The following is a 26530-nucleotide window of genomic DNA, read 5'->3' as shown; positions in this document are numbered from 1 at the left end:
CTTAAAGCACATTATAATATTAACAGTTAATTTAAGCGCTTTCAATGCTTTTCACACAATTATCCGTTTCTTTTTCCTACTTTTTTAATAATTTTTTTAAATATAGGTTTTGCTTCATCTCTTTCTAGCTGATCAATAAGATGTAAGGCTTTATCTAAATATCTATCACTGATTGCTTGCGATTGGTTTATGACATCAGAATGTTTAATTGTTTGAATACATTCATCAAATAATGATTGATCACTGTTAGGGCCAAGTTGTTCGATTTTTGATTTGAACTCAGGATTTTTACGCATTTCTAACAATACTGGTAAAGTTAAGTGACCATTCATTAAATCACTGCCTACAGGTTTTCCTAATTTTTTTTCAGAACTAGTAAAATCTAGAATATCATCTACGATTTGAAAACTCATCCCAATATAATGTCCAATCATTTTTAAATTACGAACTGTTTTGGTATCGGCGTGTGAAGCAATTGCGCCAACTTCTGTTGATAATTGTATGAGCAAGGCTGTTTTGCGATTGATTCTTCTTAAATAATTTGTAATTGTTTGATTTGCATTAAATTGATCTTGAAATTGGTACAATTCACCCATACATACTTCAACAATAGCACTAGATATCACTTTATGTACTCGATTATCTTCTATATTTGAAATATATTCTAAACCGACTGCTAATAGAAAATTACCTGTAAGAATCGCAGTATCCTGATCCCATTTTTTAGCAATAGTTAAGCTACCGCGACGTTTATCACTTTTATCAATGACATCATCATGTACTAAAGTAGCCATATGTATTAATTCAAGTGCAACAGCTACACGATATACATCTTCATTCATTTCTTCACCAAATTGACTACTTAAGATTACAAAGGCAGGTCTTACACGTTTACCACCTGATGAAAACAAATGATAAGAAGCATCTTCTAAAATTTGATCTTTACTTATTAATGCTTCTTCTAATCGTTTTTCAATTATTTTAATTTCATTATTCATATTTAACTTTGACACAGTCATCACCTTTGGTTGTTTCATTTTATTTATAGCCTAGGTGCATCGCTGCAACGCCACCAGTGAAGCTACGTACCTTTATATTACTAAATCCTGCTTGTGAAAATAAACGTTTCAATTTTTCTTTATCTGGAAAATCAAAAGTGGATTGTTGTAACCATTCATATTCATCTTTTGATTTCGCAAATATTTTACCGAATATAGGCATAATAAATTTAAAATATAATTTATAACACTGTTTGAATATTGGTGCAGTTGGTTGGCTTGTTTCTAAACAAACAACCATACCACCAGGCTTTAATACTCTATTAAGTTCCTTAAGTGTTGCTAGATAATCAGGTACATTACGCAAACCAAAGCCGATTGTGACATAATCAAATTCATTATCTTCAAACGGTAAATTCATTGCATCACCATGAATAAGTTGGATGTTTTGCATATCCGTTGTCTTCTTTTTCCCTTCTTCAAGCATGTTCTCGCTAAAATCTACACCTATCACTTCACCAGAAGGACCGACTGCCTTGCTTAAAGAAATGGTCCAATCGGCCGTGCCACAACAAACATCTAATGCTTTGCTACCGTCTTTGACATTCATTTCTTTCATTACACGTTTTCTCCATGTTTTATGTTGTTCAAAGCTAATGATGTTATTTAAGCGATCATACTTTCCAGAAATATTTTGAAAAACGTTATGGACTTGTTCTTTTTTTGCTTTATTATCTGTCATCATTGATTACCTCTTTTTTAATAAATTTCTGATTTAATTTCATCTAAAAATGTAGTTAATTCATCTTTTGAATATTTCTTTAAATACGAAGGATGATTTTCTAATATGTTTGCTAATAATTTTTGGTTTATATTTACTGTTTCTATATTTGGTACGTATCGATTGATTGTTATAAGTGGAAATTTATTTTCTATCATTAAAATATAATGTCCAATTTTTTCTCTTGGAATCACTCCATTATGGATTGAAGATTTCATTTCGTTAATTTCAACAATCGCTGAACTAATTTGCTTTTGAAAAATTGGATCATGTAACTTCGCTAATAATGTATAAAAGTGAGCGCTTAGTAAATCACCAATTAATATGGCTTTCTTAGAGGATAAATTTTTGGAAACCTCATCTAAATGACGCATGGCAGTATCTATAGTGAGGCAAGCTAATTTAGCATCTTCAGGTATATCATAAGAATCAAGGATTTTTGCTAATACTTCATTTATATAAATAGCGTCATAATGATGTATACCTTTCAAGCGTTGGGTAATTTGTTTTTCAAAAATACTTAATGTCGTTTCCATGTTCACACCTCACGTTATTATCAATATACATATTAACATTATATAAGGAAAATTAAAATCAACGGTTTTCAAACTGATAAATATATACGTTTTATGTATTTTGTGAATAATAAAAATTATTCAAAGAAATGAATTATGTTTTGTTAATTATTTTAAAAAGCTCTTAATATCATATCATCATATCGAATGATACCATATTAAGAGACATAGTTTACAATCTATTTTTATTTGCGTTTAAAAGTTTTTACCAAAAGAAAAAAGCCCCTGTAACAAGGGCTTCACTTGTAAGTAAAGAATTATTTAACTGCATCTTTTAAAGCTTTACCAGCTTTGAACGCCGGTACTTTGCTTGCAGGGATATCAATTTCTTTACCAGTTTGTGGATTACGTCCTTTACGAGCAGCACGTTCACGTACTTCGAAATTACCGAATCCAATTAATTGTACTTTTTCACCTTTAGAAAGTGATGTTTGAATTGATTCGAATACTGCATCTACAGCTAAACCAGCTTCTTTTTTAGTTAAGTCAGCTTGTTCAGCAACAGCATTGATTAAATCTGTTTTGTTCATTATGAATTCACCTCCCCTAGGGTTTATAATGATAACTTAATATCATTATGGTATGACTTTAACACAACGAATACTGCAACTGCAATGATTTATGTGTAAAAAACGTTGAATTAATAGGATTTTAATATCAAATTGTTATATATTTGCTAAAAAGTGTAATACTTCTATCTTATTCAGCTTTTTTGCCACGTTCCATTAAATCTTTTACGCTTTCATCGACAGGTTGGTTTTCAAATAAAACTTTGTATAATGCAGTTGTAATTGGCATATCAATATTGTGTTCTTTTGCTAAATTATAAACTGATTTTGTCGTGTATACACCTTCAACAACCATATTCATTTCTTCCAATGCTTTGTCTAAGGATTTACCCTCACCTAATTTATAACCAAGTGTATAATTTCTAGAATGTGTAGAGGTACAAGTTACAATTAAATCGCCAATACCACCCAAACCTAAAAATGTGAGTGGATCTGCACCTAATTTTTCGCCAAGTCTACTTATTTCAGCTAAACCTCTAGTCATTAATGCCGCTTTAGCATTGTCTCCGAAACCCATTCCTGAAATCACACCGCTTGCAACAGCTATAATATTTTTCAAAGCACCACCCAATTCTACGCCAACTAGATCGTCATTAGTATAAACTCTTAAATAATCGTTCATAAATAAATCTTGAGCTAGCTTACTCACCTCTGTTGATTTAGAAGAAGCAGCCACTGTAGTTGGTTGTTTGATGACAACTTCTTCAGCATGACTTGGCCCTGATAATACACCAATACCTGCATTATGTTCAGGGCTGATTGAGTCTTCTAACATTTCAGAAACACGTTTATAAGTGTCGTTTTCTATTCCTTTAGCAACATGGATAAAGGTTTTTTTCGATGATAAATGTGAATCTATTTCACTTGCAACTTCTCTCATCGCTTTAGTAGGTAAAGCCATGAGATATACATCTGAATGTGTTATTGCTTTATTTATATCAGTAGTTGCGTTAATTGATAACTCAAGTTGTGCATTTTTAAGATATTTTGTGTTTGAATGTAATTCATTTATTTCTTTAACAGTCGTTTCATTTTTTCCCCACATTAATACTTGGTGTCCATTTTCAGCTAAGACATTTGCTAATGCCGTACCAAAACTCCCCGTACCAAAGACAGTTATATTAGACATGTAACCCCTCCATTTATTAATTTCTTCTTCTAGATATGATGTGTACAGGTGTACCTTCAAATCCAAAGGCAGCTCTTATTTGATTTTCAAGATAACGTTTATAAGAAAAATGCATTAATTCTACGTCATTTACAAATACAACAAATGTAGGAGGCTCTATTGCAACTTGTGTAGCATAAAATACGTTTAATCGACGTCCTTTATCTGTTGGTGTAGGATTCATAGAAATTGCATCTGTGATAACTTCATTTAATGTTGAACTTTGAACACGTTTTTTATGATTTTCACTAGCTTCTAGAATATATGGGAATAGTGTAGATAATCTTTTCTGTTCTTTAGCTGAAACAAATGCGATTTGTGCGTAATCTAAGAATTGAAATTCTTTACGCACTTCGTCTTTAAATTTCTTCATTGTGTTTGTTTCTTTATCTACAGCATCCCATTTATTGACAACTATAACAATCGCTTTTCCTTCTTCATGCGCATACCCAGCGACACGCTTATCTTGTTCTATAATGCCTTGTTCTGCATCAATTACTACTAAAACAACGTGTGATCGTTCTATCGCTTTAAGTGCTCGTAAAACTGAGTACTTTTCTGTATTTTCATATACTTTACCTTTTTTTCGCATACCAGCAGTATCAATAAGGACGTAATCTTGATCATCATAGCTATATTCAGTATCAATAGCATCTCTAGTTGTCCCAGCAACATTTGATACGATAACACGATTTTCACCTAATATGGCATTAACTAAACTTGACTTCCCAACATTAGGGCGACCAATGATTGATAAACGAATTGTATCTTCGTCATATGGGTCTGGTTCTTCTTCTTTGAAGTTTTTAACTACTTCATCTAATAAATCACCTAATCCCAAACCATGTGAACCTGAAATAGGATAAGGATCTCCGAAACCTAGTGAATAAAAATCATAAATTTCATTACGCATTTCAGGATTATCAACTTTATTCACAGCTAATACAACGGGTTTTTTAGATTTATATAGCATTTGAGCTACCATTTCATCACTTTGTGTTAAGCCTTCTCTAACATTTACCATAAAAATAATGACATCAGCTTCATCTATGGCAATTTCTGCTTGTGCTCTTATCTGTGTTTGGAATGGCGCTTCACCTATTTCAATACCTCCAGTATCAATGATATTGAAATCATGAGTTAACCATTCGCCTGATGAATAAATTCTGTCACGAGTCACACCTGGTGTATCTTCAACAATAGAGACACGTTCACCTACGACTCTGTTAAAAATTGTAGACTTTCCAACATTCGGTCTTCCTACAATAGCAACTATAGGTTTAGTCATAACTAACTTCCTCTCTTTTTTAATCTCTATAATTCTATCATACGGGATAAGTATTTCAAAAGAAATTATTAATGAAACCATTTAAATGATTTCCATTAAATACAATTACTTAATTGATTGATATGGACACTAAAAAAATAAATCTTGCCCTAACATAATATAGGACAAGATTTAGATTTGGTCTTATGATAACTATTAAAACTTAATATCTTTAAGTTTATCTCCGAAAACATCACCAAGTGTTGGATTGTCTTCATCTTCATTATTATCTAAATACGATTGCGTTGTTTCATTATCACTTTCAGCAACGTTTTCGTCAGATAATGTTGCTTTAATAGAAAGTGAAATACGTTCATTATCAATATCGACACTGAGTATTTTAACACTGACAACTTGCCCTGGTTCTAACACTTCACCAGGTGTACCGATGTGTGAATGACTGATTTCTGAAATATGAACTAAACCTTGAACTCCAGGTTTGATTTCAACAAAAGCACCAAAATTTGTAAGTCTGACAACTTTACCTTCTATTACATCGCCTTCATTGACTTCTCCTTTTAATGATTCGAATGGGCTTGGTAACGTATCTTTAATTGATAATGAAATACGTTCAGAATCTTTATCAACAGATTTTACCTTCACTTTTACTTGATCACCAATTGAGACAACATCTTCTGGTGATTTAACATGTTCATGTGATAATTCAGAAACATGTACAAGTCCATCTACGCCACCAATATCGATAAACGCTCCGAAGTTTGTTAAGCGTGCAACTTTACCTTCTATTACATCGCCTTCATTAAGATTATTTAGTAAGTCATCTTTTTTCTCCGCATTTTCTAATGCTTCTACAGCTTTACGACTAAGAATGACGCGATTATTTGCTGGATCTAGTTCTTCAACTTTTAATTTTAGAACTTGACCTTCAAAATGAGAGAAATCTTCGATGAAATCGGTTGAAATTAATGAAGCTGGTACAAACCCTCTTTGACCAACATCTACTACCAAACCACCTTTTACAACTTCAGTGACTTTGGCTTCGATAATTTCATCATTATCTAATTTTTCTTGTAAAAATTCATATGACTTTTCAGTTTCTAATTGACGTTTAGATAAGATATAAGTACCTGTCTCATTTTCTTCGTCATATTCCACTTTTGTAACATATGCACCGATTTCGTCACCAACTTTAACAGCATCACTCGGATTATCAATATGATGTGTTGAAAGTTGACTTATAGGGATAATACCGTTAAATTTACCACCGTTAACATGTACAATTACTTGTTTTTCTTCAATCTCTTGAATTTCACCAGTAACTTTATCCCCTTCTTTAATTTCGTTAATCATTGATTCATTGAATTCTTCAGTCATCTTGTCTGCCTCCTTATTACACTACATATTTATAACATCTTATAATTTGACAGAATTGTCAAGAAATTCCACTTTATAGTGAACACTCTAATTCCATACATTTAAAAATATTAATTGATACTTATCATGTAGACAATAGTTTTAATATCAATAGCAATTTACATTGACTTATATGTAGTACAAATTTTAAAAATCTACTACAATAATATACCCTTATTTTGATATTTTATAACTTTTTTACATTATTTTAACAAAAAGACAAAAAGAATAACAAATTGACCATGCATGCTTAATTATTTAAATTTTTTCTACTAATGTTAAAATTTTATCAGTAACTTCTTCGATACTCATACCAGTAGTGTCAATTGTTATTGCATCATCAGCTTTTTTCAATGGAGATATTTCTCTATTCATATCATAGTGATCACGCTCAGAAATTTCTTTTTTTAATTGTTCTACTGTTGATTGAATCCCTCTGATTTCATTGTCCTTTTGACGACGTACAGCACGTTCTTCCACAGAAGCAATCATATATATTTTTAAATCAGCATCAGGTAAGACAACAGTACCGATATCTCTTCCGTCCATTACGATTCCTTTTTGCTCTGCCAATTCTTGTTGTTTTTCAACTGCAAATGAACGCACTGATTCTTTTGAAGAAACATAGGAAACATGATTCGTTACATCATTTTCTCTTAAATAATCTGTAACATCTTGGTTGTCTAAAATAATTCTTTGCCCTTTTTCTTCATCATAAGTTAATGATAGCTCCGTTGACTGAACAAGTTCAGAAAAATTTTCAGTTTTATTTAATTGTAAATATTTATAAGTAATAGCACGATACATTGCACCAGTATCTACATAAACCATAGACAATTTGGCTGCCACAAGTTTTGCTATTGTACTCTTACCTGCGGCTGCAGGTCCATCAAGTGCGATATTTATTGGTTTCATTTTAGTAACCCTTCCTTGTTGTTTTATAGATATTATTTTATCATAAATATGTATTTTATAAATAGGAGGAATGCACACATGAAAAAACTTCTTGTCATACATACTGGTGGTACGATTAGCATGTCACAAGATGAATCAAACAAAGTTGTTACAAATACGGATAATCCAATTTCGAATCATCAAAATATTATTAATAAATATGCTGATGTAACTGAAATAACATCTTTTAATGTACCATCTCCACATATGAATATTGAGTATGTAGAAACATTAAAGCAAATTATTAACCAATCTGAAAAACAAGATGACTATGATGGTTATGTGATTACACATGGCACTGACACGCTAGAAGAAACGGCGTATTTATTAGATTTAACAGTGGATACCTCGAAACCAATTGTAATCACAGGTGCGATGCGTTCCTCTAATGAAATTGGTGCAGATGGATTATATAACTTTTTATCAGCAATTAGAGTTGCAATAAGTGATGAATCATTAAATATGGGTGTTATGGTGGTATTTAATGATGAGATTCATACAGCTAGAAATGTTACGAAAACACATACTTCTAATACGAATACTTTTCAAAGTCCGAATCATGGTCCTTTAGGTGTGATTACAAAACAAAGTGTACAATTTCATCACAGACCATTTGATCATTTAGTACTGACTGAAATAAATCAAACTTTAAATATCCCACTTGTTAAAGCATATATGGGGATGAATAGTGATGTATTATCTTTCTACAGTGAAAAACAAGTGGATGGCATTATAATTGAAGCACTCGGACAAGGTAATTTACCTCCGACATGTTTAGAAGGATTGAATCAATGTTTAAGTAATCATATACCAGTCATACTTGTATCTAGATCTTTTAATGGCATTGTTGGCCCAATTTATGCCTATGAAGGTGGCGGAGCAACATTAGAGGAAAAAGGCGTTATTTTCTCTAACGGATTAAATGGACAAAAAGCGAGACTGAAATTATTAATCGGTTTAAGTAATCATTTAACGTTTGAACAATTGAAAAAGTATTTTGAAGCTCAGTTATAAAATAAAAAAAGAGTTGAGATAAGTAATATTGGATTTTTAGAATATTGAAGGAATTCTAAAATAATAATCACTTATCCAGCTCTTTTTTTTTATATTATGACTCTAAAGGTGTTTGTTTTTTAGATAAAATATTTTGTGTGATGATGCCACCATGATATTTACCGTTTTCAATGAAAATCGTATTAGCATCATTCCCTGCTGCAATTACACCAGCAATATAACAATTTTCAACATTTGTTTCATAAGTTTCTTTGTTATGAACCGGTGCTGTACCATATTCATTTTCATTGATTTCAATTCCAATTGATTCTAAGAAATTATAGTCTGGGTGATAACCAATCATTGCAAAAATATAATCGTTAGGAATCTCAATTACTTCCCCATCTTGCTCATAAATAACACTGTCTTCAGTTATTTTTGTGACGTCAGCATTAAAAGCCATGTTTATTTTTTCATGTTTCACTAATGATTCAAAGTTAGGTAAAATCCATGGTTTAACTGCTTTTGGATAGTCAGAACCACGATAGATAACTGTGACATGTGCACCAGCTTTTTCTAATTCCAATGCTGCATCTACTGCTGAGTTTTTGCCACCGATGATAACAACATTTTGATCGAAATAAGGATGTGCTTCTTTAAAGTAATGTTTTACTTTTGGTAGTTCTGCACCTTCTACTTCTAAAGTATTATGTTGACCATAATAACCAGTAGCTACAGTTAGAAATCGACACTGATAAACATCTTTCGTAGTAGTAAGTGTAAAACGATTATTAATTTTTTTAACAGTAAGGACTTCTTCGAAAGCATTGATACGTAGTTGATGATGTTTAACAACTTCTCTATAATACACTAATGCTTGATTTCGACGTGGTTTACTTTCTTCTACAATAAACGGAATGTCACCGATACTTAATTTATCACTTGAAGAAAAGAATGTTTGATGTGTTGGATAGTTATAAATAGCATCCACGACATTTCCTTTTTCAATTACTAATGTATCAATCCCTTTTTTCTTTTGTTCGATAGCGGCACTTAAACCACATGGTCCACCGCCAATGATTATACTTTCTACTGTTTGCATAGTATTTGTCCTCCTTTTACCACCCATTTATTATACCAGTAGATTTTAAAAAACCAAGTGATAGAATTTGAAAATTTGTTTACAATAAAAATTAATTCATTGAAATTAGCACAATACAAAAAGGACTAATCCATTTGATAAGGATTAGTCTCAGGCTGTCGACAAAGTCTCCGACTTTGTTGGCAGTTTTTATGCATGCTTTCCGCGGGCACTGCCTTAGCCTATAGTCTTCGGCTAGTGCTATTCCCGCAGGAGTCGGCATAAATCACTGTCAATATTATAATATATGTAAATTAAACAGTGATGTTATTTATGCTGTTGAATAAATCAATCAATAAAAGAGAGCAAGATAAAATGATTTCTTTTTCTGAATTTGTCTCTAATAATCATTTATTACGTAAAGTCGATGCGATATTAGATTTAAATTTTGTATATGAACTTGTCGAAGATAAATATTGTCTTGATAATGGTAAACCATCAATAGATCCAGTTGTTTAGTAATAATTATACAAGTCGTTTTCATGATACAGATTTATTTGAACAAATATTTGAGAAAATACTAAAAATAGCTATCAAAAAGAAATCTATTAGATCAGTCATTTTTATTTATTGATTTTATGCATATTAAAGTAAATGCAAATAAGAATAAATACACCAAAAGAATTGTGAAAAAAGATACGCCCCACTTGCAGAAAGAATTGGACAATGAAATAAATAAACAAAGTCGAGCACTAAGAAAAAAGCCATTAAAAAGTAAAAACAAGGAGGAAAATAAAACAAAAAAAGTTAAGCACAACTGATCCAGAAGCCGGATACTACGCTAATTTGTGGTGCCATGAATTTAATAAATCGCATTGCGACTAGTAAAAGTACCAATAATGGTCTGAAAGACTACTACTATTTTGAAAAAACTATATAAGTAGAAAATAAACAAACCCTTCGCAAATTAATGCGAAGGGTTTGTTTACGTTCAGTAACTAATCCATTTGATAGGGATTAGTCTTTTTATGGAAATGGAGTTAATATTCAAGCTCATTATATTTGTACAGTGTGAATGATATTATTGAGGGATAACTAATTGTTGTCCATTATGAATATCATTACCTTGTAAACCATTGGCTTTTCTGATTTTTTCTACATTTTCAGGAGAACCACTTCCATAATATTGGATAGCTATTCTGTATAGGTTTTGACCATTTACAGTATGTGTTTGTTGTCCTGAATTGTTGTTTGAAGATTGATTGTTTTGTTGATTGTTTTGGCTGTTGGTTGCTTGGTCTTGATTTGCTGAATCATTATCTTGATTCGTAGCTTGGTTATCTTGTTGAGACTGATCGCTTTGACCACTTTGTGCATTTTGATCACTTTGATTGCTTTGGTCTGATTCAGTAGCTTGATTTTGGTCGCTAGTAGCAGCATCATCAGAATTAGAATCAGTTTGATTTGAACTATCATTATTATCTGATTCAGCGCTATCGTCACTGTTTTTATTTGCTTTATCACTATCAGCATCTTTGTCTTTGTCTGAATCTTTCTTGTTGTCTTTATCTGAGTCAGCATTTTTATCTTTATTATCAGCTACTTTTTTATCGTCGTTGCTGCCACTATCATCATTATTGCCAGTTAGTGCCATACCACCAAAAATTCCGATTGCTGCTAAAATTAAAATTGCTGCTATAATAGGCAATATTTTTCTGAACAAGCCGCCTTTTTTCTTGTTCTTATTGTTATCATCATCATTATTATTATCGTTGTTATTGTTACCGTTGCCATTATTTCCACCAGAGCCGTTGCCATTTGAATGTGCAGCTTTTGCTCCTGCAGCACCAGCACCAGCTGCGGCTGCTCCGCCAGCTACGGCAGCACCTTTTTTCTTGTTCTTATTGTTATCATCATCATTATTATCGTTGTTATTGTTATCGTTGCCATTATTTTCACCAGAGCCGTTGCCATTTGAATGTGCAGCTTTTGCTCCTGCAGCACCAGCACCAGCTGCGGCTGCTCCGCCAGCTACGGTAGCACCTTTTTTCTTGTTGTCTTTTTGCTCTTTATCTTTTTCAGATTTAGCACTAGTTTCTTCAGTATGTTGATCTTTATTATTAGATGCACCTACGTCTGTGCTAGCACCACTTTTTTCTTTATCTTTTGTTGATGTGATATCATCTTTTGAATCAACAGATTCGTCTTTTTTGTCATGATGTTTTTTAGTGGCATAAGCACCAGCACCAGCAGCTGCCGCTCCACCAGCCACGGCAGCACCTTTTTTCTTATCGTTTTTATCTTCAGATTGGTTGTCGTTATGTGTTTCGTTATCACTATCTTTTTCACTTCGATTTTGATTTATATTATTGCTTTCTGAAGGGTCTTGATTCTTATTGATTTCATCTGTATGAGATGATGAATGTGTGTCTTGTTGTTGTTCATCATCTATTTGACTTGATTTATCATTATTTTCATCAACAGGTGATTGGTTTCCTTCATTTTGATGTGTTGCCGTATCTCTTCTACGTTGTCTTCTTTGAGCATTTCTAGGAGGGAATTGTTCGTCTTTTTTATCAGAAACTTCCTCTTTTACGTTGTCAACGGAATCGTTAACAGAATCCTGTACATCATCTTGATGTTCTTTTGGATCAATAGATTGACGATTTTTCTCAAAATCATCTTTGAAATTATTATTAGACAAATTCATCATCCTTCCGTCATTTAATTTTAGTATATACTGTTTTACCCTAAAAGGTAGTATATATGTATAAATTTTATATGAAAAATAAATAAAACTTTAGTGTATATCTCGTATTATAGCTTGATTGAAAAAGTGAAGTAAAGCATTTATCTTTTATTTGAATATATTTTGTAATTTTTCTTTATAATCCATTTTTCTTTTCACTTTTTTACTATTAATTATATGAATTGATTTTAATTCTGAGTCATTATCGCAACACTGTGTTGGTTTAGATGTTAGATTTTCACCGAAAAATTCTATCATATATGCTCTGCGACATTGATCTAAGTTTTTATAACCTAACATTCGATAATAACCTCGTTGTTTTCGTTCAAAAGCTGCTTTGAAAATAGCACGCAATTGTTCAATTTTATAATAACTACTAAGAACGTCTAATATTTCATTTTTTTCAGGTGGTAAAAACATACCTAATTCAAATGAACTCACATCTTCTTCTGTAATGATATCGGCAAAGAGTAACGTTTCTAATAAATAGCTGTCATCTGGTTGATAAAGACTGATTGCTTGGCTTGACTTACCATCACGTCCTGCACGTCCAATTTCTTGCATATAACTTGATGGGCTCGTAGCTAAATGAAAATGTATGATTGTTCGAATATCTTTTTTATTAATCCCCATACCAAAAGCGCTCGTTGCTACAATAATGGGTATTTCATTATTTATAAACTGATGTTGTACTGTATGTCGTTCTTGATAGGTTAAATCACCATGGTATATTCCTGTTAAAAAGCCATATTGGTAAATTGCTTTGGCTAAAGTCAGGCACATTTTTTTAGATGAAACATAAATAATTGTTGGTCCTGATTGTTCTAACATTGGAAGTAGCCATTTTAACTTTCCGTGATCATCTTCGAAATTTTTGTGAGATAATGTAATATTCTCTCTATTCGTTGTTGTTTTCACAACAGTAAATGTTTTATTTAACATGTGATTTAAGTCGTATGTTAAATATGGTGGTGCTGTAGCAGTCAAAGCAAGTATGTTTGCTTTAGGAAAATGATTGATAATTTTCCCTACAAGGGCATAATGTGGTCTGAAATCATAACCCCATTCAGACAAGCAGTGTGCTTCATCTAAAACAATTAACCCTAAATCCAAACTTTGTATAAGTTTAAAATTATGTGGTTGCAACAAAAATTCAGGACTTAAAAATATAAAGCGACTATGTAGCAAAGATTGTATATTTTGTTTTTTTTCATTTTCATCTAATCCTGAATGGATACATGAAACGTAATGCTCGCCTTGAAGTTTTAATTGCATGACCTGATCATCCATTAAAGATATTAATGGTGAGATGATGAGCGTTGGTTTTTGCTTAATATAGGTTGGTAATTGATAACATAGACTTTTCCCGCTACCAGTAGGCAATATCCCCAAAGTATTTTTATCATTTAATACATGTTCTATAATTTCTTGTTGCCCAAGTTTAAATGTATCAAAACCAAACCATTTTTTTAATTCATGATGCAACATTTAAATCACCTCTTTCATAACCGATGATTAATAGTTTTATTTCAAAGTAATTTAATTTTGGAAATTTTTCTTTGTAGTTTCTTAGTCTTTCGCTACGATTTTCTACATAATAACTTAAAAAATGTTTATACGACTTCTCGTTGATAAATGTATCGTAGTGTGATAAATATCCTTTGATAAATAATTCTAGTATATGATCTTCGATTGTGTTTGGTTTTACATTTTGCATCTTGGCTAATTGTTTAAAACTGAGCCCTTTTTTTATACCATTGTATGTTTCTTCTGTTTTAAAAAGTAAAGTAGGTAAAATAATCAATTGACTTAAAATAGGATATTTAGTTACATTTTCTAATTCAAACATCATTATTACTAAATCATTCATTTCTAGTACAAACAAATGTTGTTGAGAAATGTCTTCTATTAAGCTAACTTGTTGTCTTGTATACATGCTTTCCTTATATCCTTGTAAATAGTAATGTAAGTATGTTTTATTATTCTTTTCCGTAATTGAAGAAAATAAAATATTTAATTCGTTATTTAATTTGAATGATATGTCCTTATTTTTAAAGTTGTTATATACTTTTTTCACTCTATATTGAATTGTACTGTTGTGCGTTACAGGTACAAATTGAAATGAATCATGTGCGATATTCGAAATTGTTTGGGTTAATAATTGAATTGCCTTAAAAGTATTTAATAAACTATCGTATGTATACCTTGGATGAGTACGAATTAATTGCGTATCATCAACATCTTGTGTTTCATTTTGAGCATATCCAACAAATGATGGATATTTTAAGTTTGGTAAGCTATGATACAATGATAATAGCTGTTGACTACAGGCGTCAAAAAAGGTTTGATGGGACTTTTTGCCTGTGATAATATTATATATGCTTTTTTCTGTTTTGTAATTATGTGCTTGCGTTCGTGTAAAGTGAATTAAATTATACATGTGTGCTCCCTCATTTTATAAAACAAAAACATTTGAAAAAATTTAAAACAGTAACTACAATACTAATTGTGTTATTAGTGTAGCATGTTTGTTAAAGGAGGCGAAGAGTTTGGCTAAATATACAATTGTTGATATGGATACATGCATTGCATGTGGTGCTTGCGGTGCTGCTGCCCCTGATATATATGATTATGACGATGAAGGTATCGCATACGTTATACTAGATGATAACCAAGGTACTGCGGAAGTACCAGAAGAATTATATGAAGACATGGAAGATGCATTAGAAGGTTGTCCTACAGATTCTATTAAAATTGAAGAGGAATCTTTTGACGGCGATCCTTTAAAATTTGAATAATAAAATTAATCAAATAGATGTTCATTTTTGAATGAATTTAATTTATATAAGCTCAGTGTATTCATTGTATTAATGAAAATGCTGAGCTTTTATATTAGGAAAATGCAAACATTATGCAGATAATCATTTGGAAATGAACGAGTAAAGCTTTGTACATAAATCTTATTTTTTTAATATTTTACGATTTTGATCGTGCATGCTTGCCTGGGGATATGGTTCGAGCCAGTAGTCTCTCACTCATATCTTTCCCCTCGGGCGTCAGCACGATGCAAAATCTCTATAAGTGATGTGTTTTAATACAATAAAAAAGCCTCGTATTATTTAACTTGTACAACTAATAGAAAGTCATATTTTTAATTAAACAAAAGATATAACTTAAAATGAATACACATGCATGATGGATGAGTCCATTTTATATAAAAAACTTACGATTTTGACTGTGCATGCTTGCCTAGGTATGGTTCGAGCCAGTAGTCTCTCACTCATATCTTTCCCCTAGGCGTCAGCACATTACAAAATCGTTATGAATGAGGCGTTTAAGCACAACAAATAAAGAGACATTATAAATGGTAATAACTTCCTTCAAGTTTCAAATTTATCAAAATCTTTTAATAACGAAAGAAGCTGAGATATTAAATTTATCTCAGCCATTCTCGAGTCTTTTATTCTTATTTGTTTCATATTTTTAGACTTAAACGTGTAATTAACTATTAGTTAAGTAAAATTTTTTCCAAACGTTTGAATAGTAGCATAAATATTAAAGAAATTATGATACCTTTTATTATGTTAAAAGGTATAACACCTGAAACTATAACAATTTTAATATTTTCAACTACATTAGTTAAATTCATAATCATGCCATATAGTGGTAATAAAACAAAATAGTTTAAAATACTTAAGACAATAGTCATGACAATTGTCGCTATAGCAAATCCAATAATTTGTGTTTTGACAGTATGTTTATTTTTAATAATATAAAAAGCACTTAAAATAAAGCTGGCACCAGCTAAGAAATTAGCAATGGGGCCCACTGGATCACCTATATTAAATAAGAAATTAAGTAAATTTTTTATAAATAATATAATAATACCGGCTACTGGTCCTAAACTAAAAGTTGCTAATAAAGCTGGAATATCACTAAAGTCTAATGTCAAATACGGCGGTAAAAACGGAATTGGAAATTTTATAAACATCAAAATAAATGACACCGCACTTAACATACTTATTGTAATAAGTCGTTTGGTTTGTTGTTGCATATTCAATTATCTCCTTCCATTCATCTTACACAGAAAAGGAGGATTTAATTGCACAACAAAAACCCTCCATCTTCTCCCATCCAGACTATACTGTCGGCTCTAGATTTACACTAGATCAGCCATTTATCTCATTAATAGATAAACGGGTCGCAGGCTTAAATTACTGCCGGTTGGGAATTACACCCTACCCCGAAGATGAATTTGTTAAATTTTATAAATATATCATAGCCTATTACTCAGATAAAAACAATAGACGTGCTCTATTCTAATTAAATGATATTATTTTTAAAAAAGACGAGATTGGAAATCAATATTAAAATATTGATTTCTTATCTCGCCTTTTTCAGCACACTCACGCTTTATAAATATTCATATTTATAAACTAAATCAAATTTAACTTTATACTAATTAATTGATAATCAAGTGTTTTTATATTCATCTGTTGGTTTTGGTAGATTAATTATAAAAGTAGTGCCTTTGCCAAGCTCACTTTTAACGTCAATCGTTCCTCCGTGTTCATCAATGATCATACGACAGATAAACAGTCCTAAACCAGTCCCCTGTTTACCCCGTTTTCGAGCAGTATCAACTTTATAGAAACGATCAAATACTTGTTGTAAATGTTCTGGAGCAATACCAGATCCTGTGTCTGAAATGTATAAGATATTTTCACTTTCTGTTTCTCCATAACTAATTGATATTAAATCACCAGGTTCTGTATATCTGGTAGCATTATCAATGAGATTGGTCAACACTTGTTCAATTCTATCCGTGTCGAAATACCATAATTGATTGTGTGTATTTGGATTTAAATTCATTGTTAACTTTAAATCATTTGCTTGTTTTTGGTATTTTTGTTGCATTCTACTTAGCAGCGGATCAATGGGTTGTTTAACTTTTTCTACAGTTAGTCCTTCAGCATCCATTCGTGCAACATTGAGCAATTCATTTACTAATCGATTTAAACGTTTTGTTTCATCAAGGACAATTGACAATGATTCATGTATTTCGTCTGGCTCTGTTACAATACCATCAACAATCGACTCTGTATATCCTTGTAATAATGAAATAGGCGTACGCAATTCATGCGATACATTAGCAATAAAATCTTTTTTCATTTGATCAATATTATGCTCATTTGTCATATCACGAATAATAGCGACAATACCACTTCGACCATCAGGTTGAATTTGTTCAATATAACTTGTAATAATGACAAAATAACGTGTGCTAATTTCATATTCTTCGAATTGTGTTTGCTGGGTTTTAAATGTTAATTCGTTTTGACGATCAAGCTTGTCTAAATCGTGAGCATCTAATATCTTTAAAATATTTTGTGCCATCTTGTTTGATATGATTATTTCTTGTTTATCATTAAAGCCAAGTACACCTTCAACCATAGAATTTATTAAACTATCTCTGATATTTTTAGATGAGGATAATGCGTCTATATGTTGTTGTATTTCGGAACTCATCGTGTTAAAAGCACGTGATAATTCTCCAATTTCATCTCGAGAATTAACAGGAACTACTTGAGCATAGTCCCCTTTAGAAACTTTTAATGCTTGTGTTCTTAAATTTCTAAGGGGCTTTGTAATTCGTGATGATAAGAAAAAGGCAAACACAGTTGTAATAGATAAAAAGATTATTGCAATAATTAATATAATGACTGTAATAACATTATTAGTATCTTCTATCGTTTTCAAATCTTGATAGATAAAAACACCACTATATTTACTATTATGAGGACTAGACTCTAGATTTTTAGATGGATAGCCTATTAAAACATAAGTCTTTTGCTGTTTATTCATATCAATTGTCACGTGCTCTGATATCTGTTTTCCTCGATCAAACACTTTTTCATAGTTTTTATTACTTTTAATTTCTTTGAACATCTTTTCTTTTGTCTCATCATTATTAATACTATCCATATGTTTATGGTTCATGATGATGAGTCCTACTGGCCCCTCGATAAGGGATTTACTATGTTTTATGGCAGTTGTTTTATCATCAGAATTCTCAACTAAATGACTTATTCTTTTAGCATCTTCAAGTAATGAATCTTCGGTTTCTTGCGTAAAGTAAGATTGTATAAACGTTATAAGTGCTGCACTTAATAAAATTAAAACTGTCGTTACTATAAAGATTATAGTTAACCACAGTTTTACTACTACGTTATTGAGTCGGTTCATTTTCAGATTTAACCTCGAATTTATAGCCAACGCCCCAAACAGTCTGAATCATTTGGGCAGCTTCATCAGAAACGCGATTTAATTTTTCTCTTAAACGTTTTACATGTGTATCAACAGTACGCAAATCTCCGTAAAATTCATAGTGCCATACTTCTTTTAAAAGTTGTTCACGATCAAAGACTTTATTTGGCGTTTTTGCTAAAAAGATTAAAAGTTCATATTCTTTTGGAGTTAAGTTTACTTGGTTGCCATCTGCTAGCACACGGTGTGCGTCATTATCAATCACAAGATGTTCAAACTCTATTAAATCTCGTGCATGTGGTTCGCTTTGTTCTGTATGTGCAACTTGAGTTCTTCTTAATAAAGCTTTGACACGTAAAACCACTTCACGCGGTGAAAATGGTTTTACAATATAATCATCTGCACCGGATTCAAAACCTTCTACGCGGTTTGTTTCTTCTCCTTTAGCAGTTAACATAATAATTGGTGTTTCCTTTTGCTCTCTTAATCTAGATGCCACAGTAATGCCATCCATTTCTGGCAACATTAAATCTAATAAGATACATGCATAATCATGTTCCATTGCCATTTTGTATGCTTCTTGTCCGTCTCTAGCTTCATGAGTTTCAAAAGATTCTCTTTCTAAGTACAATTTTAATAATCGTCTGATTCTATCTTCATCATCGACGATAAGTATTTCGTTTGACATAGGTTCGTACCCTCCCACACTGCTAACTTTCAATTTCAACCATATTATATCATAGGTTGAGCTATAAAAGTGTTTATGAATGAAAAGTTTGTGAAAAAATTATCAATATCAAGTTTTTGTTAAAGTAAAGTCATAATTAATGTCCGTGTTCTGCAATTTGACGTATCGTTTTTACTTCGTGAGGTGTAAGTACGCGACCTTCACCTGCATTGAGTCCTTTTAGATTTAAAGGACCAAATTCTATGCGCTGTAATTTTGATACTTGATGACCAAAGTGTTCAAACATGCGTCTGACTTGTCTATTGCGACCTTCAGTTATTGTAATTTCAACAAGTGTAGTGTTTTTATCTTTATCTTGGTTTTTGACTTTAACTGTTGCAGGTTGTGTTTTTCCATCTTCTAAATTAATACCTTGTTCTAATGCTTTAACTTCTTCACGCATTAGATAACCTTTTAATTTAACTACATATTTCTTTTTGATTTTATAACGAGGGTGTGTCATTAAGTTAGTGAACTCACCATCATTGGTAAGTAAAAGTAACCCTGATGTATCATAATCTAAACGTCCGACTGGATAAATCCTTGTCTTAATTTGTTTAAAATAATCAGTAACGACCTTTCTACCTTTGTCATCTGATACGCTAGTGATAACTTGCGAAGGTTTATAGAAAAGAATATATAGTTTATCTTCTTGTTCTAATTTAATTCCTTCAACTTCTACTGTATCTGTCGGTTTTACTTTAGTACCTAATTCTGTTTCAATTTCACCATTTACTTTTACTTTACCTTCTGTAATTAATGTTTCAGCTTTACGTCTTGATGTATAACCACTATTTGCGATACGTTTTTGTAATCTTTCTGTTTCTTTATTCATTATTATCTCCTTTTTGATTTACTAAATTACTAAAGAAAGCTTCTATTTCTTCGTCTTCTTCATCAGTAGTTGGTAAATCATCTAATTGTTCAATACCAAATACATTTAAAAATAATGCTGTTGTATATAATTGTTGACTTCTGGAATCTTCCTCATCTTTAGCTTCAATTAAACCACGTGCTATTAGAGTTTTGACGGCTCCGTCAGAATTAATGCCTCTAATCATTTCGATATCACTTCGAGATAATGGCTGATTATATGCTATTATCGATAAAGCTTCCATTGCTGCTTGCGATAATTTCATTTTAGATTTTTGTTCTATTAACTTCTCAATGTATTCTGACGCATCTTTTTTAGTTGTTAAGACATAATGTTCCCCATAATGTTGGATTTCTAAGCCACAAGCGTCATATTCTTTTATTAATGTATGGAAACTATCTTGGTCAATGTCTAAAATTTCTAGAATTTGTTTTTCTTCAAGTCCTTCATCACCTGCAGTATAAAGTAATGCTTCCAGGATACCTTTATCGTTCAATGCCATAATTAACTCCTCTTAAAATATTAATATCGTCAAAGCTTTTTTGTTGTTCAATATTTACTATTCCAGATTTAGACATTTCTAGTATTGCAAGGAAATGAGTAACAACCATTTCCAATGGTTCAGTAAAATTAAATAAACTAAAAAAGTTGAATGATTCATGTTTTTGTAAACGTTGAGTTACTTGTGAAGTAGCTTGTTGAATTGTAAACGTTTCTTTTCGAATATCGACGGATTTAGGTGTTTGATATTCAACACGATTTTTCACCTTTTGGTAAGCTATGATTAACTCTGTTAAATCAATCGTATTATTAGGATCCCAAGTTTCATTTGATTCTAAGTGCGTTAAATCCGTTGGATGTTTAGAATAATACTTTTCTCTTTCCGCCCTTTTTTCGTTTAAGAGCACTGTGTATTCTTTATAGTTTTGATATTCAATTAATCTCTCAACCAAATTTTCGCGTGGATCATCATCTAAATCGTCAACTTCTTCTGAATGAGGCAATAACATTTTGCTTTTTATCATAAGTAATTCTGAAGCCATAACTAAATATTCACTTGCCACATTAATTTCTAATTGACTCATCGCATGTATATATTGCATATACTGTTCTGTCAAAGATTTCATTGGTATATCATAAATATCAATTTCAAATTTTTGAATAAGATGCAATAATAAATCTAAAGGACCATTAAAGGCATCGAGTTTTACTTCATACATTTTATCTACCTCATATTAGCAAGTTAAGTGCGTAATTCACTAAATTATTATAGCATGTTTATTATAAACATTTAAAATCGGAGCGATATTCATGTTGAAAAATGCACTAAAAGATTTTTATTTTCAATTTCATACAAAGCAACATTATTTTCTTTGTCACGATATTTTAGAAGAAGCTTGGAAAACTAACCCAAATTACAATAAGAATGATGCTGTTGTGAGTCTTATATTGATTGCAACTGGATCTTATCATTACCGTAGACAAAATTATGTAGGCGCCCACAAATCTTTTAATAAGGCATTAAAAGTTATTGAAAACTATGATTCAGCGATTAATATTGGACTAGATATACAACCGTATAAAAGTCTGCTAGTTGGATTAATTAAAGCTGCAAAAAAAGAGAAATCTTTTGAGCCAATTCATCTACCTTTAACAGATACAATGGAACAAATTGTATTAGAACAGTACCCGAATTATGTGCTGACATATTATAAAATTGAAGATGATTATATCATAGATCACCATTTAAAAAGGGATAGAACTGAAGTTGAAGCGGCAAGGAAACGTGCATTACAAGCGCGAAATAGATCAGTATAAACACTTTACTTACGTAGATGATTTGTTACATGCTATGGCATCAATAAAAAAACACAGTCCAGTTATTCAATCGAATAAACCAGTCTGTGTTTATGCTCTTGGATGAAATTCGTTATACATCTTACGAATTTGTGATTTCGAAACGTGTGTATACAATTGTGTTGTTGATATATCAGAATGACCGAGCATTTCTTGTACTGCACGTAAATCTGCTCCGTTTTCAAGTAAATGGGTAGCAAATGAATGTCTTAATGTATGTGGTGTTAAAGTTTTTAATATATTTGCTTTGATACCATTTTGTTTAATCATTTTCCATATCGCTTGTCTCGATAAAGGTTTGCCGTGCATGTTTAAAAATAGTGTATCAGTGACCGTATTTTTTAATAATTGTGGTCTTACCGTTTCTAAATAAGTGTTTAAGTATTCAATCACTGTATCGCCTAATGGCACAATTCTTTCTTTATTTCCTTTACCAAAAACACGTATAAAGCCCATAATTAAATTAACGTCTTCTAATTCAATCTGAATCAGTTCTGATACACGCATGCCGGTAGCGTAAAGTAATTCTAACATTGTGCGATCTCTATAGCCGTTGTTTTTGGATAAATCAGGTGTTTCTAATAGTCTCAGTACTTCATCTATTTCTAAAACATCTGGTAATTTACGATCATATTTAGGTGTTTCTATTAATACCGTTGGGTCTTTTGCTGCATATTTTTCTCTTAATGCAAACTGATGAAAACTACGAATAGTAGAAATGAAGCGAGCTAATGATTTTGAAGATGCACCTTCATCATGTAAGTGACCCAAACATTCTTGAATAAGTTGTCTATCCACAAAATCAATATGACTAATTTTGTGTAATGTTAAAAATTCATCATATTTCTTTAAATCTCTTCGATATGCACCAATTGTATTTACACTTAACCCTTTTTCTAATTGTATAAATTTCAAATATTCATCTATAATATTTTTCACTGTACTACCTCTATTTCTGAAATAGTATTTTTAAATTTATTTCCCTTTTGCTTGGCATGACGCACAAATACCATGGAATGTTAAACGATGGTCTAATATTTTAAATTCAAATTCATTTTCAACTCTTTCCTCTACACGAGGTAATAAGTCTTCTTCGATTTCTTCTACTTTACCACATTCCATACAAACAAGATGGTGATGAAAATGTTTTGCTCCTTCTTTTCTCAAATCGAATCGAGCAACACCATCTCCGAAATTTATTTTATCTACCACTTTCAATTCTGCTAGCAATTCTAAAGTACGATATACAGTTGCAAGTCCAATTTCAGGTGCTTTGTCTTTAACTTTCAAATAAACATCTTCAGCACTTAAATGGTCTTTTTCATTTTCAATTAAAACTCTTAAAGTTGCTTCACGTTGTGGCGTCAATTTATAAGATGATTGCTGTAATTGTTGCTTCACGCGATTTAATCGTTCTTCCACGGAAGCCTCACTCCCCTACTAATAATTATAATCATTTTAATTTAGTTATGATATATATATATAAAATACCAATAATTGATAAAATTCGCAAGTATTCTCGCACCTTATTTATAATGATTATAATTAAGTAATAAATGTTGTAAAGCAATTATAGTTTTTGCGTCTTCTATTTCTTTATTGTCTAACAACGTTTTAATTTCGTTCATATCATAATATGCTAATTCTAAAAATTCATCTTCATCTAATTGCATTTTACCTTTTGTTAAATTTTCAGCTATATAAATTGATAATTTCTCATTTGAGAAACCTGGAGAACCATACATTTCAGTTATATGTTCTAATTCATCAGCAATATAACCTGTTTCTTCTTCAAGTTCACGTTTGGCAGCTGAAATTCGTTCTTCACCTTGTTCCAATTTGCCTGCAGGAATTTCTAAAAGTGGTTTTTCACAAGCTTTACGAAATTGTTTCACTAATATCACTTTGTTTTCAGGTGTAATTGGACAAACTGCGACAGCACCATTGTGGTATATCAATTCACGTTTAGAAGTTTGTCCATCGGGTAGTTCAACATCGTGGACTTCTAAATCAATGATTGTCCCTTTATAAATAGAAGTACTATGTAAAGTCTTTTCAAATAGGTTCATAAATAATCACAGTCCTTTTAATTGATTTAAGATATTGTTAAGATGTACTCATTAGTTATTATGGGAATAGCGAATGAACATATACTTGTTTCATTTTGTTATGTATAGATTTAATATTGAAAATCCATCTTACTTTATTACGTCTACGCCCTATTATTCAAGTGTATCGAAAGGAGATAAAACATGCAAAAAAATGTTTTGAAAAGCGGTATAGAAATTTCAGAGTTAGGTTTAGGTTGTATGAGTCTTGGAACAAGTAAGAAACAAGCAGAGCCTATCATTGAACGTGCAATTGAACATGGTATCACGTATTTTGATACAGCTGATATGTATGACAAAGGTGTAAACGAAACAATTGTTGGTGAGAATTTAAAAAAATATCAAAATAGAGATGATATCATTATTGGTACAAAAGTAGGAAATCGTTTAACAGAAGATGGTTCTACAACTTGGGATCCTTCTAAATCTTATATCAAAGAAGCAGTGAAAGGATCCTTGAAAAGACTCGGATTAGATCATTTAGATTTATATCAGTTACACGGTGGTACAATCGAGGATCCAATTGATGAAACAATTAGTGCTTTCGATGAATTAAAGAAAGAAGGTATTATCCGTGCTTATGGTATTTCTTCAATCAGACCTAACGTGATTGATTACTATTTAGAACATAGCGATATCGAAACGCTAATGTCTCAATTTAACTTAATTGATAACAGACCAGAGCAACTTTTAGATGATGTACATGCTAAAAAAGTTAAAGTACTAGCACGTGGTCCAGTATTTAAAGGGTTATTAACTGCTAAAAGTAACAATGTGTTAGATTCAAAATTTAGTGATGGTATTTTTGATTATACTTATCAAGAACTTGGAGAAACAATTGCATCAATTAAAGAAATTGAAAGTAATTTATCTGCACTTACTTTTAATTATTTAACTTCTCATGATGCATTAGGTTCTATCATTGTAGGTGCAAGTAGTACAGATCAACTAGATGAAAATGTAAAAAATTATCAACGTTCAAAAGACATAAGTTTAGAAGCATTAAAAGCAGCGCAAAATCGAGTGAAAAATTTAGAATATACCCAACATTTAAAATAAATCTCTTTTCGTTGTCCTAAAACATGTATGTCTGAGCAAAGATAAAAATATAAATAACTTCTATCAAAGCAAAAACGTCAATTTCTCTTATGATTTTATAGAAATTGACGTTTTTATTTTTATAAAGCTTCATAATCCATGACATTGCTGTCTTCTATTTTAATGCTGTAGTCAAAATGAATATTTCCAAACTTTGAAGAAGTGCTAACCTTTGTTCTTAAATAATGAAGTAAAGTTTTTTTCTATAAACCGTGGCATCAATTGATAAATTTTTAATAAATGGTGCATCCATCTAGGTTGATTGATTTCTAATTTTTTCTCAATTATACCATTGATAATTTGGTTTGCTAATTTTTCAGGGTCAAGCATCATGTCCCTGTATTTTTTGGCAAATTTCATAGATGGATCTGCTTTTTCATGAAATGGTGTCGCTATTGGCCCAGTATTAACAGTCATAATATGATAATTTGGTTTCTCGATACGCAGTGCATTTAACAATTGGTTAAAAGCTGCTTTACTTGCACCATAATGTGCAGCATAACCTTGACTTATAAAGGCAGCTTGGCTACCGATACCTACTATTATTGGATTTTTTGAGAATGCCGGTTGTAGAACTTTCATTAATATATTGAAATGGAGCACATTTAATTTATATGTTTCAAGCATTTCTACAAATGTATGGTCTTCAATAGATTTAAAATACCCAAGGCCAGAACTGTATATAAGTCCATCAATGGTTTGGTATTGAAAGTATTCCTTTAAATCAATGATTTCTTGTTGTGATTGTAAATCGCATTTAATGATATTTAGATGTTCCGTATCATATTGCGTTGCGAATTGTTTTAGTTTATCTGGATTTCGGGCAAGTACTGTAACATATGCTCTTTTAGATAATAATGCTTTTAATATAGCTTTACCTAATCCACTTGTACCACCAGTTAACACAAAATGTTTACCTATCATAGTAAATTCTCCTTGCTTTAAATTCATAGTTTAAGTATATGAGTGTAAACGATATTTTGCCACAGGTCTTTAAAAATTCTTAGCCATAATTTAAATCTATGTTAGT

At 31.3% G+C, this 26530-nt stretch carries 27 protein-coding genes and 1 riboswitch; of the genes, 5 read left to right on the top strand and 22 right to left on the bottom strand.

The window, feature by feature from the left end:
- Positions 1-59 precede the first annotated feature (59 nt).
- The 8 genes from FYJ81_RS01865 to cmk form a co-directional block, all read right to left on the bottom strand.
- A complete protein-coding gene (locus FYJ81_RS01865) occupies positions 60-1013 on the bottom strand; it encodes a polyprenyl synthetase family protein (protein ID WP_181187624.1) in 954 nt (317 codons plus the stop codon).
- A gap of 25 nt (positions 1014-1038) precedes the next feature.
- On the bottom strand, positions 1039-1740 hold the full coding sequence (locus tag FYJ81_RS01860; protein ID WP_107384503.1) for a demethylmenaquinone methyltransferase: 702 nt from the start codon (positions 1738-1740) through the stop codon (positions 1039-1041).
- Between the two features lie 17 nt (positions 1741-1757).
- A complete protein-coding gene (locus FYJ81_RS01855; RefSeq protein WP_107384497.1) occupies positions 1758-2315 on the bottom strand; it encodes a heptaprenyl pyrophosphate synthase subunit A in 558 nt (185 codons plus the stop codon).
- A 296-nt stretch (positions 2316-2611) separates the two neighbouring features.
- Positions 2612-2884: an HU family DNA-binding protein gene (locus FYJ81_RS01850; RefSeq protein ID WP_019468914.1), complete on the bottom strand. Its 273-nt coding sequence runs from the start codon at positions 2882-2884 to the stop codon at positions 2612-2614.
- Between the two features lie 169 nt (positions 2885-3053).
- Entirely contained in the window at positions 3054-4052 is a 999-nt protein-coding gene (locus FYJ81_RS01845; RefSeq protein ID WP_107384498.1) for an NAD(P)H-dependent glycerol-3-phosphate dehydrogenase, read from the bottom strand.
- Positions 4053-4068: 16 nt separating this feature from the next.
- Complete coding sequence (der, locus tag FYJ81_RS01840; RefSeq protein WP_107386367.1) at positions 4069-5379, bottom strand: ribosome biogenesis GTPase Der; 1311 nt, start codon at positions 5377-5379, stop codon at positions 4069-4071.
- A gap of 195 nt (positions 5380-5574) precedes the next feature.
- Positions 5575-6753, bottom strand: coding sequence for a 30S ribosomal protein S1 (gene rpsA / locus FYJ81_RS01835; RefSeq protein WP_107384499.1), 1179 nt, complete (start codon positions 6751-6753; stop codon positions 5575-5577).
- A gap of 297 nt (positions 6754-7050) precedes the next feature.
- Entirely contained in the window at positions 7051-7707 is a 657-nt protein-coding gene (gene cmk / locus FYJ81_RS01830; protein ID WP_107386677.1) for a (d)CMP kinase, read from the bottom strand.
- Positions 7708-7785: 78 nt separating this feature from the next.
- Here cmk and FYJ81_RS01825 point away from each other — a divergent pair, with 78 nt between their 5' ends.
- Positions 7786-8760: an asparaginase gene (locus FYJ81_RS01825; RefSeq protein ID WP_154409239.1), complete on the top strand. Its 975-nt coding sequence runs from the start codon at positions 7786-7788 to the stop codon at positions 8758-8760.
- 94 nt (positions 8761-8854) lie between these two features.
- Here the strand turns inward: FYJ81_RS01825 and ypdA are convergent, their stop codons facing one another.
- Entirely contained in the window at positions 8855-9841 is a 987-nt protein-coding gene (gene ypdA / locus FYJ81_RS01820; protein ID WP_107384502.1) for a bacillithiol disulfide reductase YpdA, read from the bottom strand.
- A gap of 312 nt (positions 9842-10153) precedes the next feature.
- On the opposite strand from ypdA, the gene FYJ81_RS01815 reads away from it, so the two are divergent.
- Positions 10154-10339, top strand: a complete 186-nt coding sequence (locus FYJ81_RS01815; protein WP_226956197.1) for a hypothetical protein — start codon at positions 10154-10156, stop codon at positions 10337-10339.
- 562 nt (positions 10340-10901) lie between these two features.
- On the opposite strand, the gene ebpS is transcribed toward FYJ81_RS01815, so the two are convergent.
- From ebpS to FYJ81_RS01800, 3 genes are all read right to left on the bottom strand, one after another.
- Positions 10902-12530: an elastin-binding protein EbpS gene (gene ebpS / locus FYJ81_RS01810; protein ID WP_195837319.1), complete on the bottom strand. Its 1629-nt coding sequence runs from the start codon at positions 12528-12530 to the stop codon at positions 10902-10904.
- A 147-nt stretch (positions 12531-12677) separates the two neighbouring features.
- Entirely contained in the window at positions 12678-14057 is a 1380-nt protein-coding gene (locus tag FYJ81_RS01805) for a RecQ family ATP-dependent DNA helicase (RefSeq protein WP_107517851.1), read from the bottom strand.
- A complete protein-coding gene (locus FYJ81_RS01800) occupies positions 14044-15009 on the bottom strand; it encodes a helix-turn-helix domain-containing protein (protein ID WP_107524351.1) in 966 nt (321 codons plus the stop codon). The genes FYJ81_RS01805 and FYJ81_RS01800 overlap by 14 nt, the downstream gene beginning before the upstream one ends.
- A gap of 109 nt (positions 15010-15118) precedes the next feature.
- On the opposite strand from FYJ81_RS01800, the gene FYJ81_RS01795 reads away from it, so the two are divergent.
- Complete coding sequence (locus FYJ81_RS01795; RefSeq protein ID WP_019468351.1) at positions 15119-15367, top strand: ferredoxin; 249 nt, start codon at positions 15119-15121, stop codon at positions 15365-15367.
- A 710-nt stretch (positions 15368-16077) separates the two neighbouring features.
- Here FYJ81_RS01795 and FYJ81_RS01790 read toward each other — a convergent pair.
- The 6 genes from FYJ81_RS01790 to FYJ81_RS01765 form a co-directional block, all read right to left on the bottom strand.
- Positions 16078-16623: an ECF transporter S component gene (locus tag FYJ81_RS01790; protein ID WP_107386628.1), complete on the bottom strand. Its 546-nt coding sequence runs from the start codon at positions 16621-16623 to the stop codon at positions 16078-16080.
- 64 nt (positions 16624-16687) lie between these two features.
- Positions 16688-16824, bottom strand: a riboswitch (FMN riboswitch).
- A 218-nt stretch (positions 16825-17042) separates the two neighbouring features.
- On the bottom strand, positions 17043-18815 hold the full coding sequence (locus FYJ81_RS01785; protein ID WP_107505323.1) for an ATP-binding protein: 1773 nt from the start codon (positions 18813-18815) through the stop codon (positions 17043-17045).
- Entirely contained in the window at positions 18799-19524 is a 726-nt protein-coding gene (locus FYJ81_RS01780; RefSeq protein ID WP_107385272.1) for a response regulator transcription factor, read from the bottom strand. Before FYJ81_RS01780 ends, FYJ81_RS01785 begins: the two co-directional genes overlap by 17 nt.
- 136 nt (positions 19525-19660) lie before the next feature.
- The gene (locus FYJ81_RS01775; protein ID WP_107385273.1) at positions 19661-20398 is read right to left on the bottom strand and encodes a pseudouridine synthase; all 738 of its coding nucleotides are present in this window, start codon (positions 20396-20398) and stop codon (positions 19661-19663) included.
- Positions 20391-20939, bottom strand: coding sequence for an SMC-Scp complex subunit ScpB (scpB, locus tag FYJ81_RS01770; RefSeq protein WP_107385274.1), 549 nt, complete (start codon positions 20937-20939; stop codon positions 20391-20393). Before scpB ends, FYJ81_RS01775 begins: the two co-directional genes overlap by 8 nt.
- Positions 20923-21657 carry a segregation and condensation protein A gene (locus FYJ81_RS01765; protein ID WP_107385275.1) on the bottom strand — a complete coding sequence of 245 codons (735 nt, stop codon included), beginning with the start codon at positions 21655-21657 and terminating at the stop codon, positions 20923-20925. The genes scpB and FYJ81_RS01765 overlap by 17 nt, the downstream gene beginning before the upstream one ends.
- Positions 21658-21751: 94 nt before the next feature.
- Between FYJ81_RS01765 and FYJ81_RS01760 the strand changes: the two genes are divergently transcribed.
- Entirely contained in the window at positions 21752-22255 is a 504-nt protein-coding gene (locus FYJ81_RS01760; RefSeq protein ID WP_107385277.1) for a DUF309 domain-containing protein, read from the top strand.
- 90 nt (positions 22256-22345) lie between these two features.
- On the opposite strand, the gene xerD is transcribed toward FYJ81_RS01760, so the two are convergent.
- The 3 genes from xerD to FYJ81_RS01745 all read right to left on the bottom strand — a co-directional run bounded on the left by xerD (position 22346) and on the right by FYJ81_RS01745 (position 24363).
- Positions 22346-23233 (bottom strand): site-specific tyrosine recombinase XerD, encoded by an 888-nt coding sequence (xerD, locus tag FYJ81_RS01755; RefSeq protein ID WP_064208929.1) that lies wholly within the window; start codon positions 23231-23233, stop codon positions 22346-22348.
- Between the two features lie 36 nt (positions 23234-23269).
- Entirely contained in the window at positions 23270-23716 is a 447-nt protein-coding gene (fur, locus tag FYJ81_RS01750; protein ID WP_019468360.1) for a ferric iron uptake transcriptional regulator, read from the bottom strand.
- A gap of 104 nt (positions 23717-23820) precedes the next feature.
- Entirely contained in the window at positions 23821-24363 is a 543-nt protein-coding gene (locus FYJ81_RS01745; RefSeq protein WP_107517937.1) for an NUDIX hydrolase, read from the bottom strand.
- 183 nt (positions 24364-24546) lie between these two features.
- On the opposite strand from FYJ81_RS01745, the gene FYJ81_RS01740 reads away from it, so the two are divergent.
- On the top strand, positions 24547-25461 hold the full coding sequence (locus FYJ81_RS01740) for an aldo/keto reductase (RefSeq protein ID WP_107386442.1): 915 nt from the start codon (positions 24547-24549) through the stop codon (positions 25459-25461).
- A gap of 204 nt (positions 25462-25665) precedes the next feature.
- Here FYJ81_RS01740 and FYJ81_RS01735 read toward each other — a convergent pair whose 3' ends face one another.
- Entirely contained in the window at positions 25666-26424 is a 759-nt protein-coding gene (locus FYJ81_RS01735; RefSeq protein ID WP_107385120.1) for an SDR family NAD(P)-dependent oxidoreductase, read from the bottom strand.
- Positions 26425-26530: the final 106 nt, after the last annotated feature.

Source organism: Staphylococcus sp. McC-251-APC-3A2 (genome assembly GCF_009695665.1).
Taxonomy (GTDB): domain Bacteria; phylum Bacillota; class Bacilli; order Staphylococcales; family Staphylococcaceae; genus Staphylococcus; species Staphylococcus cohnii.
This window is presented reverse-complemented; position numbering and strand designations above follow the sequence as displayed.